The sequence below is a fragment of the Heyndrickxia sp. NPDC080065 genome (assembly GCF_050281185.1).
GTDB lineage: Bacteria > Bacillota > Bacilli > Bacillales > Bacillaceae_C > Heyndrickxia.
The window spans coordinates 1-16,362 of sequence record NZ_JBNNWS010000036.1 but is presented as its reverse complement, the minus strand read 5'-3'; the positions used below and the strand labels follow the sequence as shown (position 1 = coordinate 16,362).

Here is a 16,362-nt window from a genome sequence, read left to right as displayed (position 1 = left end):
TCACACCCGTTCCCATCCCGAACACGGAAGTTAAGCTTCTCAGCGCCGATGGTAGTTGGGGGCTCTCCCCCTGCAAGAGTAGGACGTTGCCAGGCAAGCTAAAACACAGAGTGAACACTCTGTGTTTTTTTGTTGTCTAGCTTCAGCGCCTATCGGCTAGCGGATTTCTCTGTCTTCTCCCTACGATAAGTCAACATCGACTCGTCCCTCACCGTGTCTCCATTATCTCAGTCGAAGACTACGAAATCAGTACGCTAGAGCTGCGGCGCTTGCGCTTTTCTTATTGTCTAGCGCAAGCAGCTAGCTCCTTTAGATCCGAGGCTGCCCAAGACGGTTACGTAAAATAGACTTTTAGTACTAATATTCGTCCAATAGCATTTCTTTTAAAAATTGTAAAATTAAGAACGGAGATTTATTTGCTGTTATCGATAAAAAAGTTTTAATAAATGGATAATCATTAGTAGGAGTAGTTTTTAAAAGTTCACACCACCATTCAGTTTCATAGCGTGCAATCATACTTAAATTATATAAAAGTAAATAATGAATAATTAATTCGGGATGAAACATATACTTCGTAAGTTTATTAGGTAAGCAAATATTTTTTTTTATCATATGATATCGAAATGGCAATGATGGTTTTGTATGATCAATAGTTTGTAAGATTAAATTGTGTTTATCAGAATTTGCTGAAAGCAAATCAATACTATTATTCTGCTTTAAAAAGCGAATAAAACTTTCAAAGGTTAAGTGATATCTATCTAAAACTTTCTTTGGAATATAGTACATTTTATTTACTGAATTGATGTGGATCATATTAGTTTCTTGATTAAACGAAAAGCAATCATCAAGCTCAGGGATTTGAAAAAAAAGATCCCTCATTAATATTTTTTCACCTTCCAAATGTTTCACATGAAACATTTTATTTGCAAAGTGGCTACATAGTCCCATTTTTTGAATTTTAATTTCATCATTCATAAATTGATATTGTTGTTTCTTCTTTTTCCTTGAAGATACACCATGTGCTAAAACAGATGTAGTTTCAGGGTAATTTGGGTCAACAGTTAAGAGACATGCTTTAATTAAATGGATTAGCCCATAAAAAAGTAAAACAGGCTTTATTGGGGTGGGAGCTTTTTCGGCTTGAGAATAATAAATTTCTCCATGTTGCAAAAAATACATAAAGGGATAGCAATTTTCGTAGCTTTTCATTTCTGCTTTTTCAATCAAAGATTTTTTATAACAATTATGTAAAAATTTTTGTGTAATTTCTGCCGATTGGTAAAAATTAAGCTGTTGCCATATCAGTGGATTATACAAGATAATAACCTCCAAATTATTTGAAAAGTAAGACATATTGATATTTCCTTGACAGTAGTTTAACCAATTGATAACCTACTAATAATATTTTGGGCGCAGGAGGAATAGAAATGTGGGAATCAAAATTTGCTAAAGAGGGTTTAACATTTGATGATGTGTTATTAATTCCAGCTAAATCTGAAGTTTTGCCAAAAGATGTGAACTTACAAGTAGAACTTACTAAAACTTTAAAGCTTAATATTCCAGTTATTAGTGCTGGAATGGATACTGTTACCGAGGCGGAAATGGCTATTTCAATGGCAAGGCAAGGTGGACTAGGAATTATTCATAAAAATATGAGTATTGAACAACAAGCCGATCATGTTGATAAAGTTAAACGTTCTGAAAGTGGTGTAATTACTGATCCTTTTTTTCTTACTCCTGAACATCAGGTTTTTAGTGCAGAGCACTTGATGGGTAAATATAGAATTTCAGGTGTTCCCATTGTTAATAATGAAGAAGAACAAAAACTTGTTGGTATTATAACGAATAGAGACTTAAGATTTATTCAAGATTTCTCAATTCAAATTTCTGATGTAATGACAAAGGAAAATTTAGTAACTGCCCCTGTCGGTACAACATTAACCGAAGCTGAAAAAATTCTTCAAAAGCATAAGATTGAAAAACTTCCACTAGTGGATTCTGAAGGTGTGCTAAAAGGACTTATTACAATTAAGGATATTGAAAAAGTCATTGAGTTTCCAAATTCAGCAAAAGATGATTTAGGACGTTTACTAGTTGGGGCTGCTGTTGGAGTAGCTAAAGATACGATGAAACGTGTTGAAGCACTTGTGAAGGCTAATGTAGATGTAATTGTTATCGATACTGCACACGGTCACTCTCAAGGTGTTATAGATACAGTAAGTGAGATTAGAAAAACATACCCTGATATAAATATCATTGCAGGTAATGTAGCAACTGCTGAGGCTACAAAAGCTCTAATCTTAGCTGGTGCGGATGTCGTAAAGGTTGGAATTGGTCCTGGTTCTATTTGTACTACAAGAGTTGTAGCCGGAGTCGGAGTTCCACAAATTACAGCGATATACGAATGTGCGAGTGAAGCGAGAAAACATGGAAAGGCCATCATTGCAGATGGTGGGATTAAATATTCAGGAGATATTGTTAAAGCACTTGCAGCAGGTGGACATGTTGTTATGTTAGGCAGCCTACTTGCTGGTACAACTGAAAGCCCTGGTGAAACAGAAACATATCAAGGTCGTCGCTTTAAAGTTTATCGTGGCATGGGTTCAGTCTCAGCGATGGAAAAAGGTTCAAAAGATCGTTACTTCCAAGAGGATGCTAAAAAGTTTGTCCCAGAAGGAATTGAAGGTCGTGTACCATATAAGGGGCCTATCTCTGATGTTATTTATCAATTAATTGGTGGCATACGTTCTGGGATGGGGTATTGTGGAACAGCTAACTTAACAGCTCTACGTGAAGAGGCACAATTTATTAAAATGACTGGTGCTGGATTAAGAGAAAGCCATCCACACGATATTCAAATAACAAAAGAAGCACCTAATTATTCCTTATCATAATATTTATATAAACCTTTATATTCCTAAACGGCAGGAACATATACCTAAAGTATAGTCCCTGCCACTTTTTGTTATAGATAGGTAAATCATCCGTCTACTCAGATGTAAGGAACTATGGTAAAATAACGAAAGTGTATACATAAATTGATGGAGGGTTATGAGTGAAGAAAACAAAAAAATATAATAATAAAATTATAGCCTTTGTGATGGCTTTTTCACTGTTGTTCGGATTATTTCAATTACCAAAAAACGCATATGCTGCAAATGATATATTAGATATTCATGCCGATGGAGCCATCCTAGTAGAAGCAAGTACTGGGAAGGTTTTGTATGCTAAAAATGCTGATACTGCACTTGGAATTGCATCTATGTCAAAAATGATGACAGAATATATTCTTTTAGATTCTATTAAAAAAGGAAAAGTAAAGTGGGATCAAGAGTATTCACCTAGTGATTATGTTCAAAAAATTTCTCATTATACTGATCTTTCTAATGTACCTTTAAGAAAAGATATGAAATATAAAATTAAAGATTTATATCGTGCAATGGCAATATATTCAGCAAATGCTGCAACTATTGCTATCGCTGAAACAATTGCTGGTTCTGAAACAAACTTTGTAAAATTAATGAACGAAAAGGCAAAGGAATTAGGTCTTAAAGATTATAAGTTTGTAAATAGTACAGGTTTAAATAATCAAGACTTAAAAGGAATGCAGCCTAAAGGAACAGGACCTAATGACGAAAATATAATGTCTGCTAGAGCAGCAGCCAAATTAGCATCTCACTTGATTAATGAATTTCCAGAAGTTTTAAAAACAGCTAGTATCCCTAAAGCAACATTCCATGCAGGACCAGGAGAAGACATAAAAATGGATAACTGGAACTGGATGCTTCCATCATTAATATATGGTACAAAAGATAATGGTGTAGATGGATTGAAAACAGGAACAACAGATTTTGCTGGACATTGTTTTACAGGTACTGCACAAAAAAATGGAATGCGAATAATTACTGTTGTTTTAAATGCAACAAATGCTCAAGGCCAAGGAACGAAAAAAGCAAGGTTTGACGAAACGAAAAAATTGATGGATTATGCATTTGCTAACTTTTCAGTTAAAGAAATTTATCCAAATGCATATAAAATTAAGAAACATGATTCAATTTCTGTAGTAAAGGGAAAAGAAAAAAAGGTAAATATTCGTACACAAAACCCTCTAAAAATTGTTATCAAAAATGGTGAAGAAAAGCTGTATAAGCCTTCTTTCAATATTGATAAGAGCAAGCTGAACAAATCTGGAGAACTAACAGCACCTGTTAAAAAAGGTGAAGTAGTGGGAACCTTAAATGCGGTATACAGCGGGAAAAATGATTATGGTTATTTATATGGACAAAAATCCGCTAATGTGAAGGTTGTTACTACTGAGAAGGTTGAAAAAGCAAACTGGTTTGTATTAATGATGCGAGGCATCGGTGGTTTTTTTTCTGATGTTTGGGGTGGTATTACCTCAACTGTAAAAGGCTGGTTTTAGTAAAGGCTGATAAAATAATTTATGGACACCTGTATTGACAAGGTGTCCTTTTTGCTGTTTATTTAACATAAGGTTTTAAATTTTTTAACAACAGTTTATTTACTACTTTGTTAGGAGTTGAGAGACTTGAAATTAGGTACTGATCGAGTGAAACGCGGCATGGCAGAAATGCAAAAAGGCGGCGTTATTATGGACGTTATAAATGCAGAACAGGCTAAAGTTGCTGAGCAAGCAGGGGCTGTTGCTGTAATGGCATTAGAAAGGGTTCCAGCTGATATACGTAAAGCTGGAGGCGTAGCAAGAATGGCTGATCCTCGTATTGTTGAAGAGGTAATGAATGCCGTTAGTATTCCAGTGATGGCAAAGGCAAGAATTGGACATATTATTGAAGCAAGAGTTCTTGAATCAATGGGTGTAGACTATATTGATGAAAGTGAAGTTTTAACACCAGCAGATGAAGAGTATCATTTAAATAAAAAAGACTTTACAGTTCCTTTTGTTTGTGGATGTAGAGACTTAGGTGAAGCGGCCCGCCGAATTGGTGAAGGGTCCTCAATGCTCCGTACCAAAGGCGAACCAGGAACAGGTAATATTGTTGAAGCTGTTCGTCATATTCGAAAAGTAAACGCACAAGTACGTAAAGTTGTAGGAATGAACGAGGACGAGCTAATGACTGAAGCAAAGCTTCTAGGTGCTCCATACGAAATTTTGCTTGAGATCAAACGTCTTGGTAAGCTGCCTGTAGTAAACTTTGCCGCTGGAGGTGTAGCAACTCCTGCTGATGCAGCTCTAATGATGCAATTAGGTGCTGATGGAGTCTTTGTTGGTTCAGGAATATTCAAGTCAGATAACCCTGAGAAATTTGCAAAGGCAATAGTAGAAGCTACTACACACTATCAGGATTATGAATTAATTGCTAATCTTTCAAAAGGTCTAGGAACTGCAATGAAGGGAATAGAAATTTCTACTTTAACACCTGAAACACGCATGCAGGAGAGAGGCTGGTAAGGAGTTTTTATAATGGTTAAAATTGGCGTACTTGGATTACAAGGTGCAGTGAGTGAACATGTTCAGGCAATTGAGAGTTGTGGAGAAGAAGCTATTGTAATCAAGAAAAAGGAACAGCTTGATGAAGTAGATGGGTTAATCCTCCCTGGAGGAGAGAGTACAACGATGCGTCGTTTACTTGACCAATATGATTTTATGGACAAGCTTCGGGATTTTGGTAAACAAGAAAAACCGATGTTTGGAACTTGTGCAGGCCTAATCTTACTAGCTAAAAATATTAAGGGTTACGATCAACCTCATATTGGGTTAATGGATGTAACAGTAGAGAGAAATTCATTTGGAAGACAGAAGGAAAGCTTTGAAGCAGATCTCGCTATTTCCGGTGTAACCGACCATTTTAATGCTGTTTTTATCCGAGCCCCTCATATATTAGAAGCAGGTGAAGATGTTGAGGTTTTAGCGAAATGCGATGGAAGAATTGTAGCTGCACGTGATAGGCATATTCTTGGCTGTTCCTTCCACCCTGAATTGACCGATGACCATCGCTTTACACAATATTTTATTAATATGGTTAAATCAACAATAAAGGAAAATTCCAAATAAATAGTTGCAAAAAGGGAATAGTTATAGTAAATTAATTGTTAAAATCTTGTTTAAAGCAATGAGAGGAAATAGTAACAAGAAATTTTCTTCTAAAGAGAGTCGGTGGTTGGTGTGAACCGGCGAAGGGAGCTTGTGAATCCATCCTCGAGTAAAGTACCGAATGTAATGAGTTAAGGTTTTACTTTTCTCATTAGTAAGTACTTTCGGGTAAAACCGTTATCGTTTTAAGTGGGAAGCACAATGTGCTTTCAAACTGGGTGGCAACGCGGGTAACTCTCGTCCCTTTATAGGGATGGGAGTTTTTTTATTGGCTTTGTTAACTAATATTGTTGTTTTTAATAAAATCTGTAGGGGATGCATTCAGCTAGTTTTACTACGTAAAGAAATCGTTTCACGCAAACCCTACAGAGGATTTTATCAACAGTAACCATTAACAAAGCTTATTTATTAATAAGGAGGAGTTATTGATGCTTGACATTAAATATTTACGGGCAAATATTGATGAAGTTAAGGAAAAACTTCAACATCGTGGTGAAGACCTTGCTGATTTTGGAAAGTTTGAAGAACTAGATAAGAAACGTAGAGAGTTAATTGTTGTTACAGAAGATTTAAAAAGCAAACGTAATGAAGTTACGCAAAAAATCGCCCAACTGAAGCGTGAGAAACAAAATGCTGATGAATTAATTGTGGAAATGCGTAATGTTGGTGATCAAATTAAGCAATTTGATGATGAATTGCGCGAAGTGGAAGAAAAATTAGAGCAACTGTTGTTATCCATACCTAATATTCCACACGAGAGTACGCCAATTGGAGAATCTGAAGATGATAATGTGGAAGCTCGTAAATGGGGAGAGGTTAAGGAATTTGATTTTGAGCCAAAACCTCATTGGGAATTAGCAACAGATTTAAACATTCTAGATTTTGAAAGAGCAGCAAAAGTAACTGGAAGCCGTTTTGTATTTTATAAAGGTTTAGGTGCTCGATTAGAACGTGCTCTTTTTAACTTTATGCTAGACCTTCATGTTGAAGAGCATGGATATGAAGAAATATTGCCACCTTATATGGTTAATCGTACAAGTATGACTGGTACTGGGCAATTACCAAAATTTGAAGAAGATGCTTTCTTAATTGAAAGTGAGGATTATTTCTTAATTCCTACTGCTGAGGTTCCGGTAACAAATCTACATCGAGATGAAATATTAAATGGTGAACAGCTTCCTATTAATTATGCGGCATTTAGTGCTTGCTTTCGGTCTGAAGCTGGATCTGCAGGACGAGATACTAGAGGACTTATCCGTCAGCATCAGTTCAATAAGGTCGAGTTAGTGAAATTTGTTAAACCTGAGGATTCTTATGAAGAACTTGAAAAGCTGACAGGTAATGCAGAAAAGGTTCTTCAATTGCTTGGATTACCTTATCGGGTTATGAGTATGTGTACAGCTGATCTTGGGTTCACTGCTGCAAAAAAATACGACATAGAAGTATGGATTCCTAGCTATAATACGTATAGGGAAATCTCTTCTTGCAGTAATTTTGAAGCATTCCAAGCACGTCGTGCCAATATTCGTTTCCGAAGAGAAGCAACTGCGAAACCAGAACATTTGCATACATTAAATGGTTCAGGACTGGCTATTGGTCGAACAGTAGCAGCAATACTTGAAAATTATCAGCAGCCTGATGGAAGTGTGGTTATACCAGAGGTACTGCGCCCATATATGCGTAATGTTGAGCGAATCTGTGTAAAATAGTATAAAGAGGGGAAATTCCCCTCTTTTAAAAAATCTCTAAGATAATGTTGACATCATTTTTAATACATGATATATTAATTCTTGTCGATACGGAGGAATACCCAAGTCCGGCTGAAGGGATCGGTCTTGAAAACCGACAGGCGGGTTACACCGCGCGGGGGTTCGAATCCCTCTTCCTCCGCCATTTATAACACAACGCGCATAAATTATTGGAGATTTAATAAATTCGTTACCTTTGTAACGAATTTTTTGTTACAATCTATTATTGGAGTGCAAATAGAAAACCGCCAACTAGTTGGCGGTTATTTTTTTAAAGCTTGAGTTTGTTTTAGAAAATAACTAATTCTTTCAATAATAGGCTCAATGCTTGTTTCATTATTTATTAAATCGTACTCTTTAATATCGAGTCGCAAAACTGGACAAGAGTTAAAAGAATTAATCCAGTTTTCATAACGTTTATGCATTTCAATCCAGTAATCAACCGGAGTATTTTGCTCCATTGGTCTTCCACGCTTTTGGATTCTCTCCAAAATATCCTCAATTGAACCTTCTAAGTAAATAAGTAAGTCAGGATGAGGGAAATAAGGAGTCATAATCATAGCATCAAAAAGACTCTTGTATGTCTCATAATCTACTTCAGACATATTTCCTTTTTCATAATGCATCCGTGCAAAAATACCAGTATCTTCATAAATAGATCGATCTTGAATGAATCCTCCGCCATATTCAAAAATTCTTTTTTGCTCTTTAAAGCGCTCTGCTAAAAAGTAAATTTGTAAATGAAAGCTCCAACGTTTAAAATCATGATAAAATTTATCTAAATATGGATTTGTGTCAACCTTTTCAAATGAGGTGCGAAAACCTAGTGCGTTAGCCAATGTATTGGTCATTGTAGATTTCCCCACTCCAACTGTTCCCGCTATTGTTATAACAGTATTGCTAGGGATCGAATATTTATTTCGAAGTTCCATGAATTTTTGCCCCTTCTTGTAATGTTAACGTTATTTTATCTAGTATATAGTTTAGATCATTAGAGTTTTTTACAAAATCTAGTTCATCTCCATTAAAGTGGAGAACGGGTATATCTGGATGCGTTAGTTTAAAATCATCCATAAACTTTTGGTAATCTACTGATAGCTGTTTTATATAATCAGAGCTAATATTTTTTTCAAACTCTCTCCCGCGCATTTTAATACGTTCCATAACAGTGTCTAAGCTTGCATTAAGATATATAACTAAATTTGGTTGCGGCATACCTTCTGTTAAAATTTGAAATATCTTTAAATACTTAAAATACTGCTCTTCCTTAAGTGTTCTCTTTGCAAAAATTAAATTTTTAAATATATGATAATCTGCTACTACAGGCTTTTTGAAAAACAAGAAATTTTCTTTAATATCCTCTAACTGCTTATAGCGATTACAAAGAAAAAACATCTCTAATTGAAAGCTCCACTCATCTATATTTTGATAAAACTTTTCTAAAAAGGGATTTTCATCAACGATCTCCTTTAATAGATGATAGTGGAAATGTTCCGAAATTGCTTTCGCAAGAGAGGTTTTTCCTATACCGATCGGTCCTTCAACCGTTATAAACGGTAAGCTCTCCATCAACCTTCCTCCTCAATGCTGAACAACAAACTCACTAGTAATAGTTTTTTAATCTATTGGCATGTTAAACAAAACTGTTGTTTCTGAAAAAGTCCTGTAGGGAATGCTCGTATTTCAATCGCTTCACGCATTCCCTGTTGGCAATATATTAACAATGATCATTAACAAGGCTAATCTATTAAAAAACAAGCTATTTGTTATTTTATCATATGTATTAATAATAGTGATAAGGAATATAAAATGATAAATATTGGAGAATAAAAGAGGGTGCCCCATAAGTGTAATTAAACACTTATAAGGTACCCCCGATTAACATCATTTTTTAACAATATTAAAGTTCTCTACGATGAGGAGCCAATTTTGTGGAAACGATAATCCAAGTTTCCAATAACTAACTCCACGAAGTTTTAATTCTTTCATAAGATCAAATTTTGCTTGAATAGAGCGTGCATCCTCGAACCATACTTTATGTTTTTTATTATTTTCATCCTCGTAATCAATTGTAGGAGCTTGTGCTTCTGTGTCATATTTAATGGGAACATGGTATTTCGCAGCAATCTGTATCGCTTGCTGTGGGCTTAATGCTTTAGCAGTATCCTTACCTGAAGTAAATGGAAGCGTCCAATCGTATCCATATAAATTCTGCCCCATCAAAATCTTATTTGGAGGGATTTCAGTTATTGCATATTCTAAGACATCACGAACTGATTTAATAGGGGATACTGCCATAGGAGGCCCGCCGCTATAGCCCCATTCGTATGTCATTATCACAACAAAGTCTACAATTTCGCCCTGAGTTTTATAATCATGTGCCTCATACCAAAGTCCTTTTTGTGTTGCACTGGTTTTAGGAGCTAAAGCAGTGGATAGGAACCAACCCTCTTGTTTAAACCTTTCTTTAGCTTTTCTTAGAAATTGGTTGTACGCTTCACGATCAGCTGGGCGCAAAAATTCGAAGTCAATATGAATGTCTCGGAATCCATATTGTTTAGCTGACTTGACAATATTATTTAAAAATGTGTTTTGCACCTTTTGATCATTTAATAAAATTCTACCTAATTCATCACTGAACTGTCCTTTTTCTTGATTATTAATAGACATAACTAAGATATTTTGATTTGCCTTTGCAATCGCTGGTAGATTTCCAAGTGGAGGAGCTACAAGAGATCCATCACGATTTACATGGAAGGCAAATGGTGATAAATATGTTAAATAGGGTGCTGCCTTTCTTGAGCTATTTTCTAATGCTTGTGAAACAGTTTCCCCGAATGGTTCAACATAGGCATTAAATTCTGCATCGACTTTTCGCTGTGGAGGGATATATAATCTTATGCCAACTGTTAAAGGTTGATTTACTGATATTCCATTTATACGAGCTAATTCTGAAAAAGGTAAATTAAATTTTTGTGCGATTCCCCATAAGCTATCCCCTTGTTTTACCCAGTAAAAGCTCCCGACTATTGGAATTACAATTGTTTGACCGATAACTAAGTTATCAGGATTAGGAATTTCGTTAGCGGCTATTAATTCTGCTACTGGGACTCGGTAGGTATTAGCTATAATTGCTAATGTTTCATTGGGCTTTACTACATGGATCTGCATACGAGCCCTCCTTCGAACAAATTAGTTTCTGTTTCCATTCTATGATTTTGTATAAAAAGAAATGTTGACTTATTGCATTTTTTCTAATTTCCCCTTGTATAAGATATAATGATGCATATGCAATCTAAAAATAGAGGTTTTTAAAAATGAAAAATATTGATGAAAATTTTATGAAACTAGCTATCGAGGAAGCGAAAAAAGCTGAAGCAAAAAATGAAGTTCCAATTGGTGCTGTGATTGTCATAGATGGAGAGGTGATTGCATCTTCACATAACTTAAGGGAATTAACACAAAATGCAGTTACACATGCAGAAATACTGGCAATACAAGAGGCATGTAAAAAAGTAGGCTCTTGGAGACTAGAGGATGCCATACTATATGTAACATTAGAGCCATGTCCAATGTGCAGTGGAGCTATCATTCTTTCGAGAATAAAAAGAGTAGTCTATGGAGCGAGTGATCCGAAGGCAGGTTGTGCCGGATCATTAATGAATCTTTTAAATGACAATCGCTTCAATCATCAAAGTGAAGTAGTTAGTGGAGTACTAGAAGAGGAATGTAGTGAACTTTTAAGTACCTTTTTTAGAAATCTTCGAATGGAGAAAAGGGAGAAAAGGAAAAGTATTAATAATCAAAAGGAAACCAATAATTAACAAGTGGAATGCATTGATTTTTTTTAAAAAAACTAGTATACTTTATATTGCGTTGATAAGACGCATAATATTGGTATCAACTTTGCCGTGCTAGGTGGGGAGGTAGCGGTGCCCTGTACTCGCAATCCGCTCTAGCGAGACTGAATCCCTTCTTGAGGCTAGTATACTGTAGGGTCTGCCTTAAGCAAGTGGTGTTGACGCTTGGGTCCTGCGCAATGGAAATCCATGAACCATGTCAGATCCGGAAGGAAGCAGCATTAAGTGGAATCTTCCATGTGCCGCAGGGCAACCTGAGCTGAGCTAACTACTTAAGTAACGCCTGTGGGTGCTAGTCGATGGTAGGTGCACGGCAGTTTATCTACATAATTCAAACTCATCCAATGGGATGAGTTTTTTTCTATATAATTTATATATCCATCTCAGATAACGGGGATTTTTAAAGTATACAATGATTTTGAATGGGCTTTAAATCTATTTAGTTAGGTTTTAGAGCGTCTTTTCTAAAATAATTTTGTTTCTAATTATTTATTGATGTTTTTTATATCGATATAAAACAACAAAATTTATGAAAAGAACCTAAATTTATTATTCATAATGTTAAATTAGTGAAGGATAAGGTATAATATGAGCAAAAGTAAAGCTTTACACAAGTTTGCTAAATAAGTGATGGAATTAGTTTCTTGAGCTAGTCATTTTTTATAGGACGAAATAAGTAAAGAGAAAAAAGGAGGAGGGTTAATGGGTTACCAGGCTTTATATCGCGTTTGGCGTCCTCAAGTCTTTGAGGATGTTGTAGGACAAGAACATGTAACAAAAACATTGCAAAATGCCCTCCTGCAACAAAAAATTTCTCATGCCTATCTTTTTTCTGGACCAAGAGGAACAGGGAAAACGAGCGCGGCGAAAATTTTAGCAAAGGCTGTAAATTGTGAACGGAATCCAGTTATTGAGCCATGTAATGAATGCGATGCTTGTAAAGGTATAACAAATGGTTCGATACCTGATGTGATTGAAATTGACGCCGCTTCTAATAATGGTGTAGAGGAAATTCGTGATATTCGTGATAAAGTAAAGTTTGCACCAAATGTTGTACCATTTAAGGTCTATATTATAGATGAGGTACATATGCTTTCTATTGGTGCATTTAACGCTCTTTTAAAGACATTAGAGGAACCGCCGAAACATGTAATTTTTATTTTAGCTACAACTGAGCCGCATAAAATCCCTCTAACCATTATTTCCCGTTGCCAACGGTTTGATTTTAAAAGAATCACCTCCCACGATATTACAGGTAGAATGGCACGTATTGCAAAAGAATCGGGAATTGAATTTGAAGAGTCAGCTCTAAATATTATTGCTCGTGCTGCTGAGGGTGGTATGCGTGATGCATTAAGTTTAATGGATCAAGCAGTATCGTTTGGTCAAGAAAAAATTACTATAGAGGATGCACTAACAGTAACCGGCTCTATTTCGCAATCTTACTTAAATAAATTAGCTCAGGCCATTTATGAAAAAAATGTTGCGGGTGCCCTTCATGTATTTGAAGAGTTACTATTTCAAGGAAAAGATCCGTCACGTTTTGTAGAAGATTTGATTTTTTACTTCCGAGATATGCTCTTATATAAAACTGCACCAGCCTTAGAAGAAGCAATTGAAAGGGTAATGCTCGACGAAGAATTTTGTCAGCTTTCTGATGAAATTTCATCAGAACAAATATATGAATACATTGATATATTAAATAAAACGCAGCAAGAAATGAAATTCTCTAATTTAGCTCGAATTTATTTAGAGGTTTCATTCATAAAATTATGTGAAATACGAATCAAAAATCAACCTGTTAGCAGTCCTGATATGCAGCAATTATTAAATCAGATTGAGATGCTTCAAAAAGAAGTAAACGAATTAAAAGCTAACGGGATTCCAGAAAAACAAGGAACAAATCAGCAGCCGATTAAAAAAGCTCCGCGTACTGGGAAGGGATTTAGAGCACAAACTGGAAGAATAAATGATATCTTAAAAGAAGCAACAAAACAGGATTTAAGCTTAATTAAAAGTAGATGGGGAGATATGCTTAGTCTTTTAAATGATCGACAAATGCGGTCTCAATCGGCCCTTTTAAATGAAGCCGAGCCTGTTGCTGCTTCGATGAATTCATTTGTGCTAAAATTTAAATATGAGATTCATTGTCAAATGGCTATGGAAAATCAAAAATTTCTAGAAGCAATTTCAATGATATTGTTAGAACTAACTGGTATAAGTTATCAAATGATTGGTGTCCCTGAGAACCAGTGGAATAGTATTCGAGAAAATTTTATTCACAACCAAAAAGATGTTTCACAGGAAAATGTTAAAACAACTGAGGATCCACTGATATCAGAAGCGGAAAAATTAGTTGGTGCTGATCTAATTGAAATAAGAGATTAAAAATAACAACAAATCCGGCGAAAAAGTCAGGATCATAAAAAATGGAGGCTAAAAAAATGATGCGTGGTATGGGAAATATGCAAAATATGATGAAGCAAATGCAAAAAATGCAGAAGAAGATGGCAGATGCCCAAGAAGAGTTAGGGGAAAAACGTATTGAAGGTACTGCTGGTGGAGGTATGGTTACGGTAATCGTATCAGGGCATAAAGAAATCGTAGAAGTAAATATTAAGGAAGAAGTAGTAGATCCTGAAGATATTGATATGCTTCAAGATTTAGTACTTGCTGCAACAAATGATGCATTAAAGAAAGCGGATGAATTAACAAATCAAACGATGGGACAGTTTACGAAAGGTTTAAACATTCCGGGTTTTTAAGGGGAATAAATGATGCATTATCCTGAACCGATAACAAAACTAATGGATAGCTTTATGAAACTGCCAGGAATTGGGCCGAAAACTGCGGCTCGACTGGCGTTTTTTGTGTTAAGTATGAAAGAAGATACTGTCCTTGATTTTGCAAAAGCGCTCGTGAATGCGAAAAGAAATTTAAGTTACTGTACGATATGTGGTCACATTACTGATCAAGATCCTTGCTATATATGTGAAGATCAAAGGCGGGATAGAAGTGTAGTGTGTGTTGTCCAGGATCCGAAAGATGTAATAGCGATGGAAAAAATGAAGGAATTTAATGGTCTTTACCATGTTCTTCATGGGGCCATTTCTCCGATGGATGGAATAGGTCCTGAAGATATAAACATTCCGGATTTATTAAAGAGATTACAGGATGAAACAGTCCAAGAAGTTATTCTAGCCACTAACCCAAATATTGAAGGGGAAGCAACAGCAATGTATATATCACGTCTATTAAAGCCATCAGGTATAAAAGTTACTCGAATTGCTCATGGATTGCCTGTAGGTGGTGACTTAGAGTATGCAGACGAGGTTACGCTATCAAAAGCTCTAGAGGGCAGGAGAGAAGTATAAACAGAGCCTATTAAGAAAAGCGCAAGCGCCTTGCCCATCGGCGTACGGATTTCGTAGTCTTCGACTGAGATAAAGGAAGCACGGCGAGGGACGAGTCGATGTTGACTTATCGTAGGGAGAAGACGGAGAAATCCGCTAGCCGATAGGCGCTGGAGCTAGACACAGCAGACACTTTTCATGTCTAATATCCTTAGTAAATTTTATACTTTCTTATCTTTTAAAAAATGGGCTTTGTTAATCCATTTTATTGGTATTTTTAATATCTTGTGGGGCACATATTTAGCTAATTATACTATGTTTTGAAATTGCTGATCGATGCTTACAGGATATTTAGTAACAAAAAAATTAAATACATTTTGTAAAAGCAGCCTAGAAATGAGGTGTATTCACATGTTCAATCGTAAATTGAAACTGCGTAATGAATATGACCAAAAGTTAATCGATTTAATGACGAGGACTAGGAACAATTGGATTCAACAAAAGTCCTTAGTTGACATGAGTTTTGAGTATAATGAAGAACTTCATTTTCAAAGAAAAATAGCTGAGATGAAATACTTTTTTTTATTCCGTGAAGCTAGGGCAAGAAATATAAGGATAAAATAATAATCCACACATTTTTTACAATGTAGAGTTCTTTTTGGACAATCTGTTCATAAAATGGATAATACAATGTAAAAAGTGAGGTGTGGTTCTTGAGTGATCCGATAATCGTTATCGCAGTTATTTCTGGTCTAATCCTTCTTCTATTAGTAGCAGGTTCTCCAGGTAAACCATTACGTATGATTGGACAGCTATTTATTAGGTTTGCAATTGGAGCGTTGTTTTTATTCTTTTTAAATCAACTTGGTGGGCAATTCGGAATTCATGTTCCAATTAATATAATTACTACATCTATTTCAGGTTTATTAGGAATACCAGGGGTTATTGGCCTTACTGTTATTCAAACTTGGATACTAGGCTGAAAATCTGTTTCTATGGTTTTTCTTTATTAGGGAAATATATATTTAGCGCAAGCGGCCTAGCCTCTCGGGGTATGTAAAAGGTGCTTGCGTAATTGTTTTTAAATATTTTTATTTAAAGGGTTGACTCTTTATATGTAAAGGTGATATTATATTTATTGTCGCTGAAACGTTAGACATTAAAAAACAAAAAATGTTTGACCTAATGCACAGAATATGATATTATTTAAAAGTCGCTAACAAAATGACATTATGATTGATCTTTGAAAACTGAACAAAACGAAACGTCAATTAATTAACTTTTTATGAGCTATATCAAACATCTTTTTGGAGAGTTTGATCCTGGCT

The 16,362-nt window shown here is 35.5% G+C and carries 15 protein-coding genes, 1 tRNA gene, 1 rRNA gene, 1 other RNA gene and 1 other annotated feature; of the genes, 14 read left to right on the top strand and 4 right to left on the bottom strand.

Annotation, left to right across the window (positions count from 1 at the left end; all coding sequences use genetic code 11):
- Positions 1-95: ribosomal RNA gene (rrf, locus tag ACQKP0_RS25200) — 5S ribosomal RNA — on the top strand; the annotation flags it as partial.
- Between the two features lie 262 nt (positions 96-357).
- Here rrf and ACQKP0_RS25195 read toward each other — a convergent pair.
- Positions 358-1,320: a YaaC family protein gene (locus tag ACQKP0_RS25195; protein ID WP_427408561.1), complete on the bottom strand. Its 963-nt coding sequence runs from the start codon at positions 1,318-1,320 to the stop codon at positions 358-360.
- A gap of 107 nt (positions 1,321-1,427) precedes the next feature.
- On the opposite strand from ACQKP0_RS25195, the gene guaB reads away from it, so the two are divergent.
- From guaB to ACQKP0_RS25165, 6 genes are all read left to right on the top strand, one after another.
- The gene (gene guaB, locus ACQKP0_RS25190) at positions 1,428-2,894 is read left to right on the top strand and encodes an IMP dehydrogenase (RefSeq protein ID WP_427408558.1); all 1,467 of its coding nucleotides are present in this window, start codon (positions 1,428-1,430) and stop codon (positions 2,892-2,894) included.
- A 206-nt stretch (positions 2,895-3,100) separates the two neighbouring features.
- Complete coding sequence (locus ACQKP0_RS25185; protein ID WP_427408560.1) at positions 3,101-4,423, top strand: serine hydrolase; 1,323 nt, start codon at positions 3,101-3,103, stop codon at positions 4,421-4,423.
- A 126-nt stretch (positions 4,424-4,549) separates the two neighbouring features.
- Complete coding sequence (gene pdxS, locus ACQKP0_RS25180; protein WP_427408557.1) at positions 4,550-5,431, top strand: pyridoxal 5'-phosphate synthase lyase subunit PdxS; 882 nt, start codon at positions 4,550-4,552, stop codon at positions 5,429-5,431.
- Positions 5,432-5,443: 12 nt separating this feature from the next.
- On the top strand, positions 5,444-6,034 hold the full coding sequence (gene pdxT / locus ACQKP0_RS25175) for a pyridoxal 5'-phosphate synthase glutaminase subunit PdxT (protein ID WP_427408556.1): 591 nt from the start codon (positions 5,444-5,446) through the stop codon (positions 6,032-6,034).
- A 49-nt stretch (positions 6,035-6,083) separates the two neighbouring features.
- Positions 6,084-6,321 (top strand) — a binding site (T-box leader).
- Positions 6,322-6,501: 180 nt separating this feature from the next.
- Positions 6,502-7,782: a serine--tRNA ligase gene (gene serS, locus ACQKP0_RS25170; protein ID WP_427408555.1), complete on the top strand. Its 1,281-nt coding sequence runs from the start codon at positions 6,502-6,504 to the stop codon at positions 7,780-7,782.
- A 91-nt stretch (positions 7,783-7,873) separates the two neighbouring features.
- Positions 7,874-7,966, top strand: a tRNA-Ser gene (locus tag ACQKP0_RS25165).
- 118 nt (positions 7,967-8,084) lie between these two features.
- On the opposite strand, the gene ACQKP0_RS25160 is transcribed toward ACQKP0_RS25165, so the two are convergent.
- From ACQKP0_RS25160 to ACQKP0_RS25150, 3 genes are all read right to left on the bottom strand, one after another.
- Complete coding sequence (locus ACQKP0_RS25160) at positions 8,085-8,753, bottom strand: deoxynucleoside kinase (protein ID WP_427408554.1); 669 nt, start codon at positions 8,751-8,753, stop codon at positions 8,085-8,087.
- Entirely contained in the window at positions 8,737-9,390 is a 654-nt protein-coding gene (locus ACQKP0_RS25155; protein WP_427408553.1) for a deoxynucleoside kinase, read from the bottom strand. The genes ACQKP0_RS25160 and ACQKP0_RS25155 overlap by 17 nt, the downstream gene beginning before the upstream one ends.
- A 315-nt stretch (positions 9,391-9,705) precedes the next feature.
- Positions 9,706-10,992, bottom strand: a complete 1,287-nt coding sequence (locus ACQKP0_RS25150; RefSeq protein ID WP_427408552.1) for a glycosyl hydrolase family 18 protein — start codon at positions 10,990-10,992, stop codon at positions 9,706-9,708.
- A gap of 146 nt (positions 10,993-11,138) precedes the next feature.
- Between ACQKP0_RS25150 and tadA the strand changes: the two genes are divergently transcribed.
- From tadA to ACQKP0_RS25115, 7 genes are all read left to right on the top strand, one after another.
- Positions 11,139-11,645, top strand: a complete 507-nt coding sequence (tadA, locus tag ACQKP0_RS25145; RefSeq protein WP_427408551.1) for a tRNA adenosine(34) deaminase TadA — start codon at positions 11,139-11,141, stop codon at positions 11,643-11,645.
- A gap of 85 nt (positions 11,646-11,730) precedes the next feature.
- Positions 11,731-11,995: signal recognition particle sRNA large type (gene ffs / locus ACQKP0_RS25140), an RNA gene on the top strand.
- 388 nt (positions 11,996-12,383) lie between these two features.
- Positions 12,384-14,069 carry a DNA polymerase III subunit gamma/tau gene (gene dnaX / locus ACQKP0_RS25135; RefSeq protein WP_427408550.1) on the top strand — a complete coding sequence of 562 codons (1,686 nt, stop codon included), beginning with the start codon at positions 12,384-12,386 and terminating at the stop codon, positions 14,067-14,069.
- Between the two features lie 59 nt (positions 14,070-14,128).
- Positions 14,129-14,446, top strand: coding sequence for a YbaB/EbfC family nucleoid-associated protein (locus ACQKP0_RS25130; protein WP_427408559.1), 318 nt, complete (start codon positions 14,129-14,131; stop codon positions 14,444-14,446).
- Between the two features lie 12 nt (positions 14,447-14,458).
- Positions 14,459-15,055, top strand: a complete 597-nt coding sequence (gene recR, locus ACQKP0_RS25125; RefSeq protein ID WP_427408549.1) for a recombination mediator RecR — start codon at positions 14,459-14,461, stop codon at positions 15,053-15,055.
- A 390-nt stretch (positions 15,056-15,445) separates the two neighbouring features.
- Positions 15,446-15,658 (top strand): YaaL family protein, encoded by a 213-nt coding sequence (locus tag ACQKP0_RS25120; RefSeq protein WP_427408548.1) that lies wholly within the window; start codon positions 15,446-15,448, stop codon positions 15,656-15,658.
- 89 nt (positions 15,659-15,747) lie between these two features.
- Positions 15,748-16,017: a pro-sigmaK processing inhibitor BofA family protein gene (locus ACQKP0_RS25115; protein ID WP_427408547.1), complete on the top strand. Its 270-nt coding sequence runs from the start codon at positions 15,748-15,750 to the stop codon at positions 16,015-16,017.
- Positions 16,018-16,362 lie beyond the last annotated feature (345 nt).

What these genes read in the sequence shown, in the direction of transcription:
- ACQKP0_RS25185 (WP_427408560.1), top strand. Translation starts at nt 3,101, where the DNA reads ATGGCTTTTTCACTGTTGTTCGGATTATTTCAATTACCAAAAAACGCA.
- ACQKP0_RS25130 (WP_427408559.1), top strand. Translation starts at nt 14,129, where the DNA reads ATGCGTGGTATGGGAAATATGCAAAATATGATGAAGCAAATGCAAAAA.
- recR (WP_427408549.1), top strand. Translation starts at nt 14,459, where the DNA reads ATGCATTATCCTGAACCGATAACAAAACTAATGGATAGCTTTATGAAA.
- serS (WP_427408555.1), top strand. Translation starts at nt 6,502, where the DNA reads ATGCTTGACATTAAATATTTACGGGCAAATATTGATGAAGTTAAGGAA.
- pdxT (WP_427408556.1), top strand. Translation starts at nt 5,444, where the DNA reads ATGGTTAAAATTGGCGTACTTGGATTACAAGGTGCAGTGAGTGAACAT.
- tadA (WP_427408551.1), top strand. Translation starts at nt 11,139, where the DNA reads ATGAAAAATATTGATGAAAATTTTATGAAACTAGCTATCGAGGAAGCG.
- ACQKP0_RS25120 (WP_427408548.1), top strand. Translation starts at nt 15,446, where the DNA reads ATGTTCAATCGTAAATTGAAACTGCGTAATGAATATGACCAAAAGTTA.
- ACQKP0_RS25160 (WP_427408554.1), bottom strand. Translation starts at nt 8,753, where the DNA reads ATGGAACTTCGAAATAAATATTCGATCCCTAGCAATACTGTTATAACA.
- guaB (WP_427408558.1), top strand. Translation starts at nt 1,428, where the DNA reads ATGTGGGAATCAAAATTTGCTAAAGAGGGTTTAACATTTGATGATGTG.
- ACQKP0_RS25150 (WP_427408552.1), bottom strand. Translation starts at nt 10,992, where the DNA reads ATGCAGATCCATGTAGTAAAGCCCAATGAAACATTAGCAATTATAGCT.
- dnaX (WP_427408550.1), top strand. Translation starts at nt 12,384, where the DNA reads ATGGGTTACCAGGCTTTATATCGCGTTTGGCGTCCTCAAGTCTTTGAG.
- ACQKP0_RS25155 (WP_427408553.1), bottom strand. Translation starts at nt 9,390, where the DNA reads ATGGAGAGCTTACCGTTTATAACGGTTGAAGGACCGATCGGTATAGGA.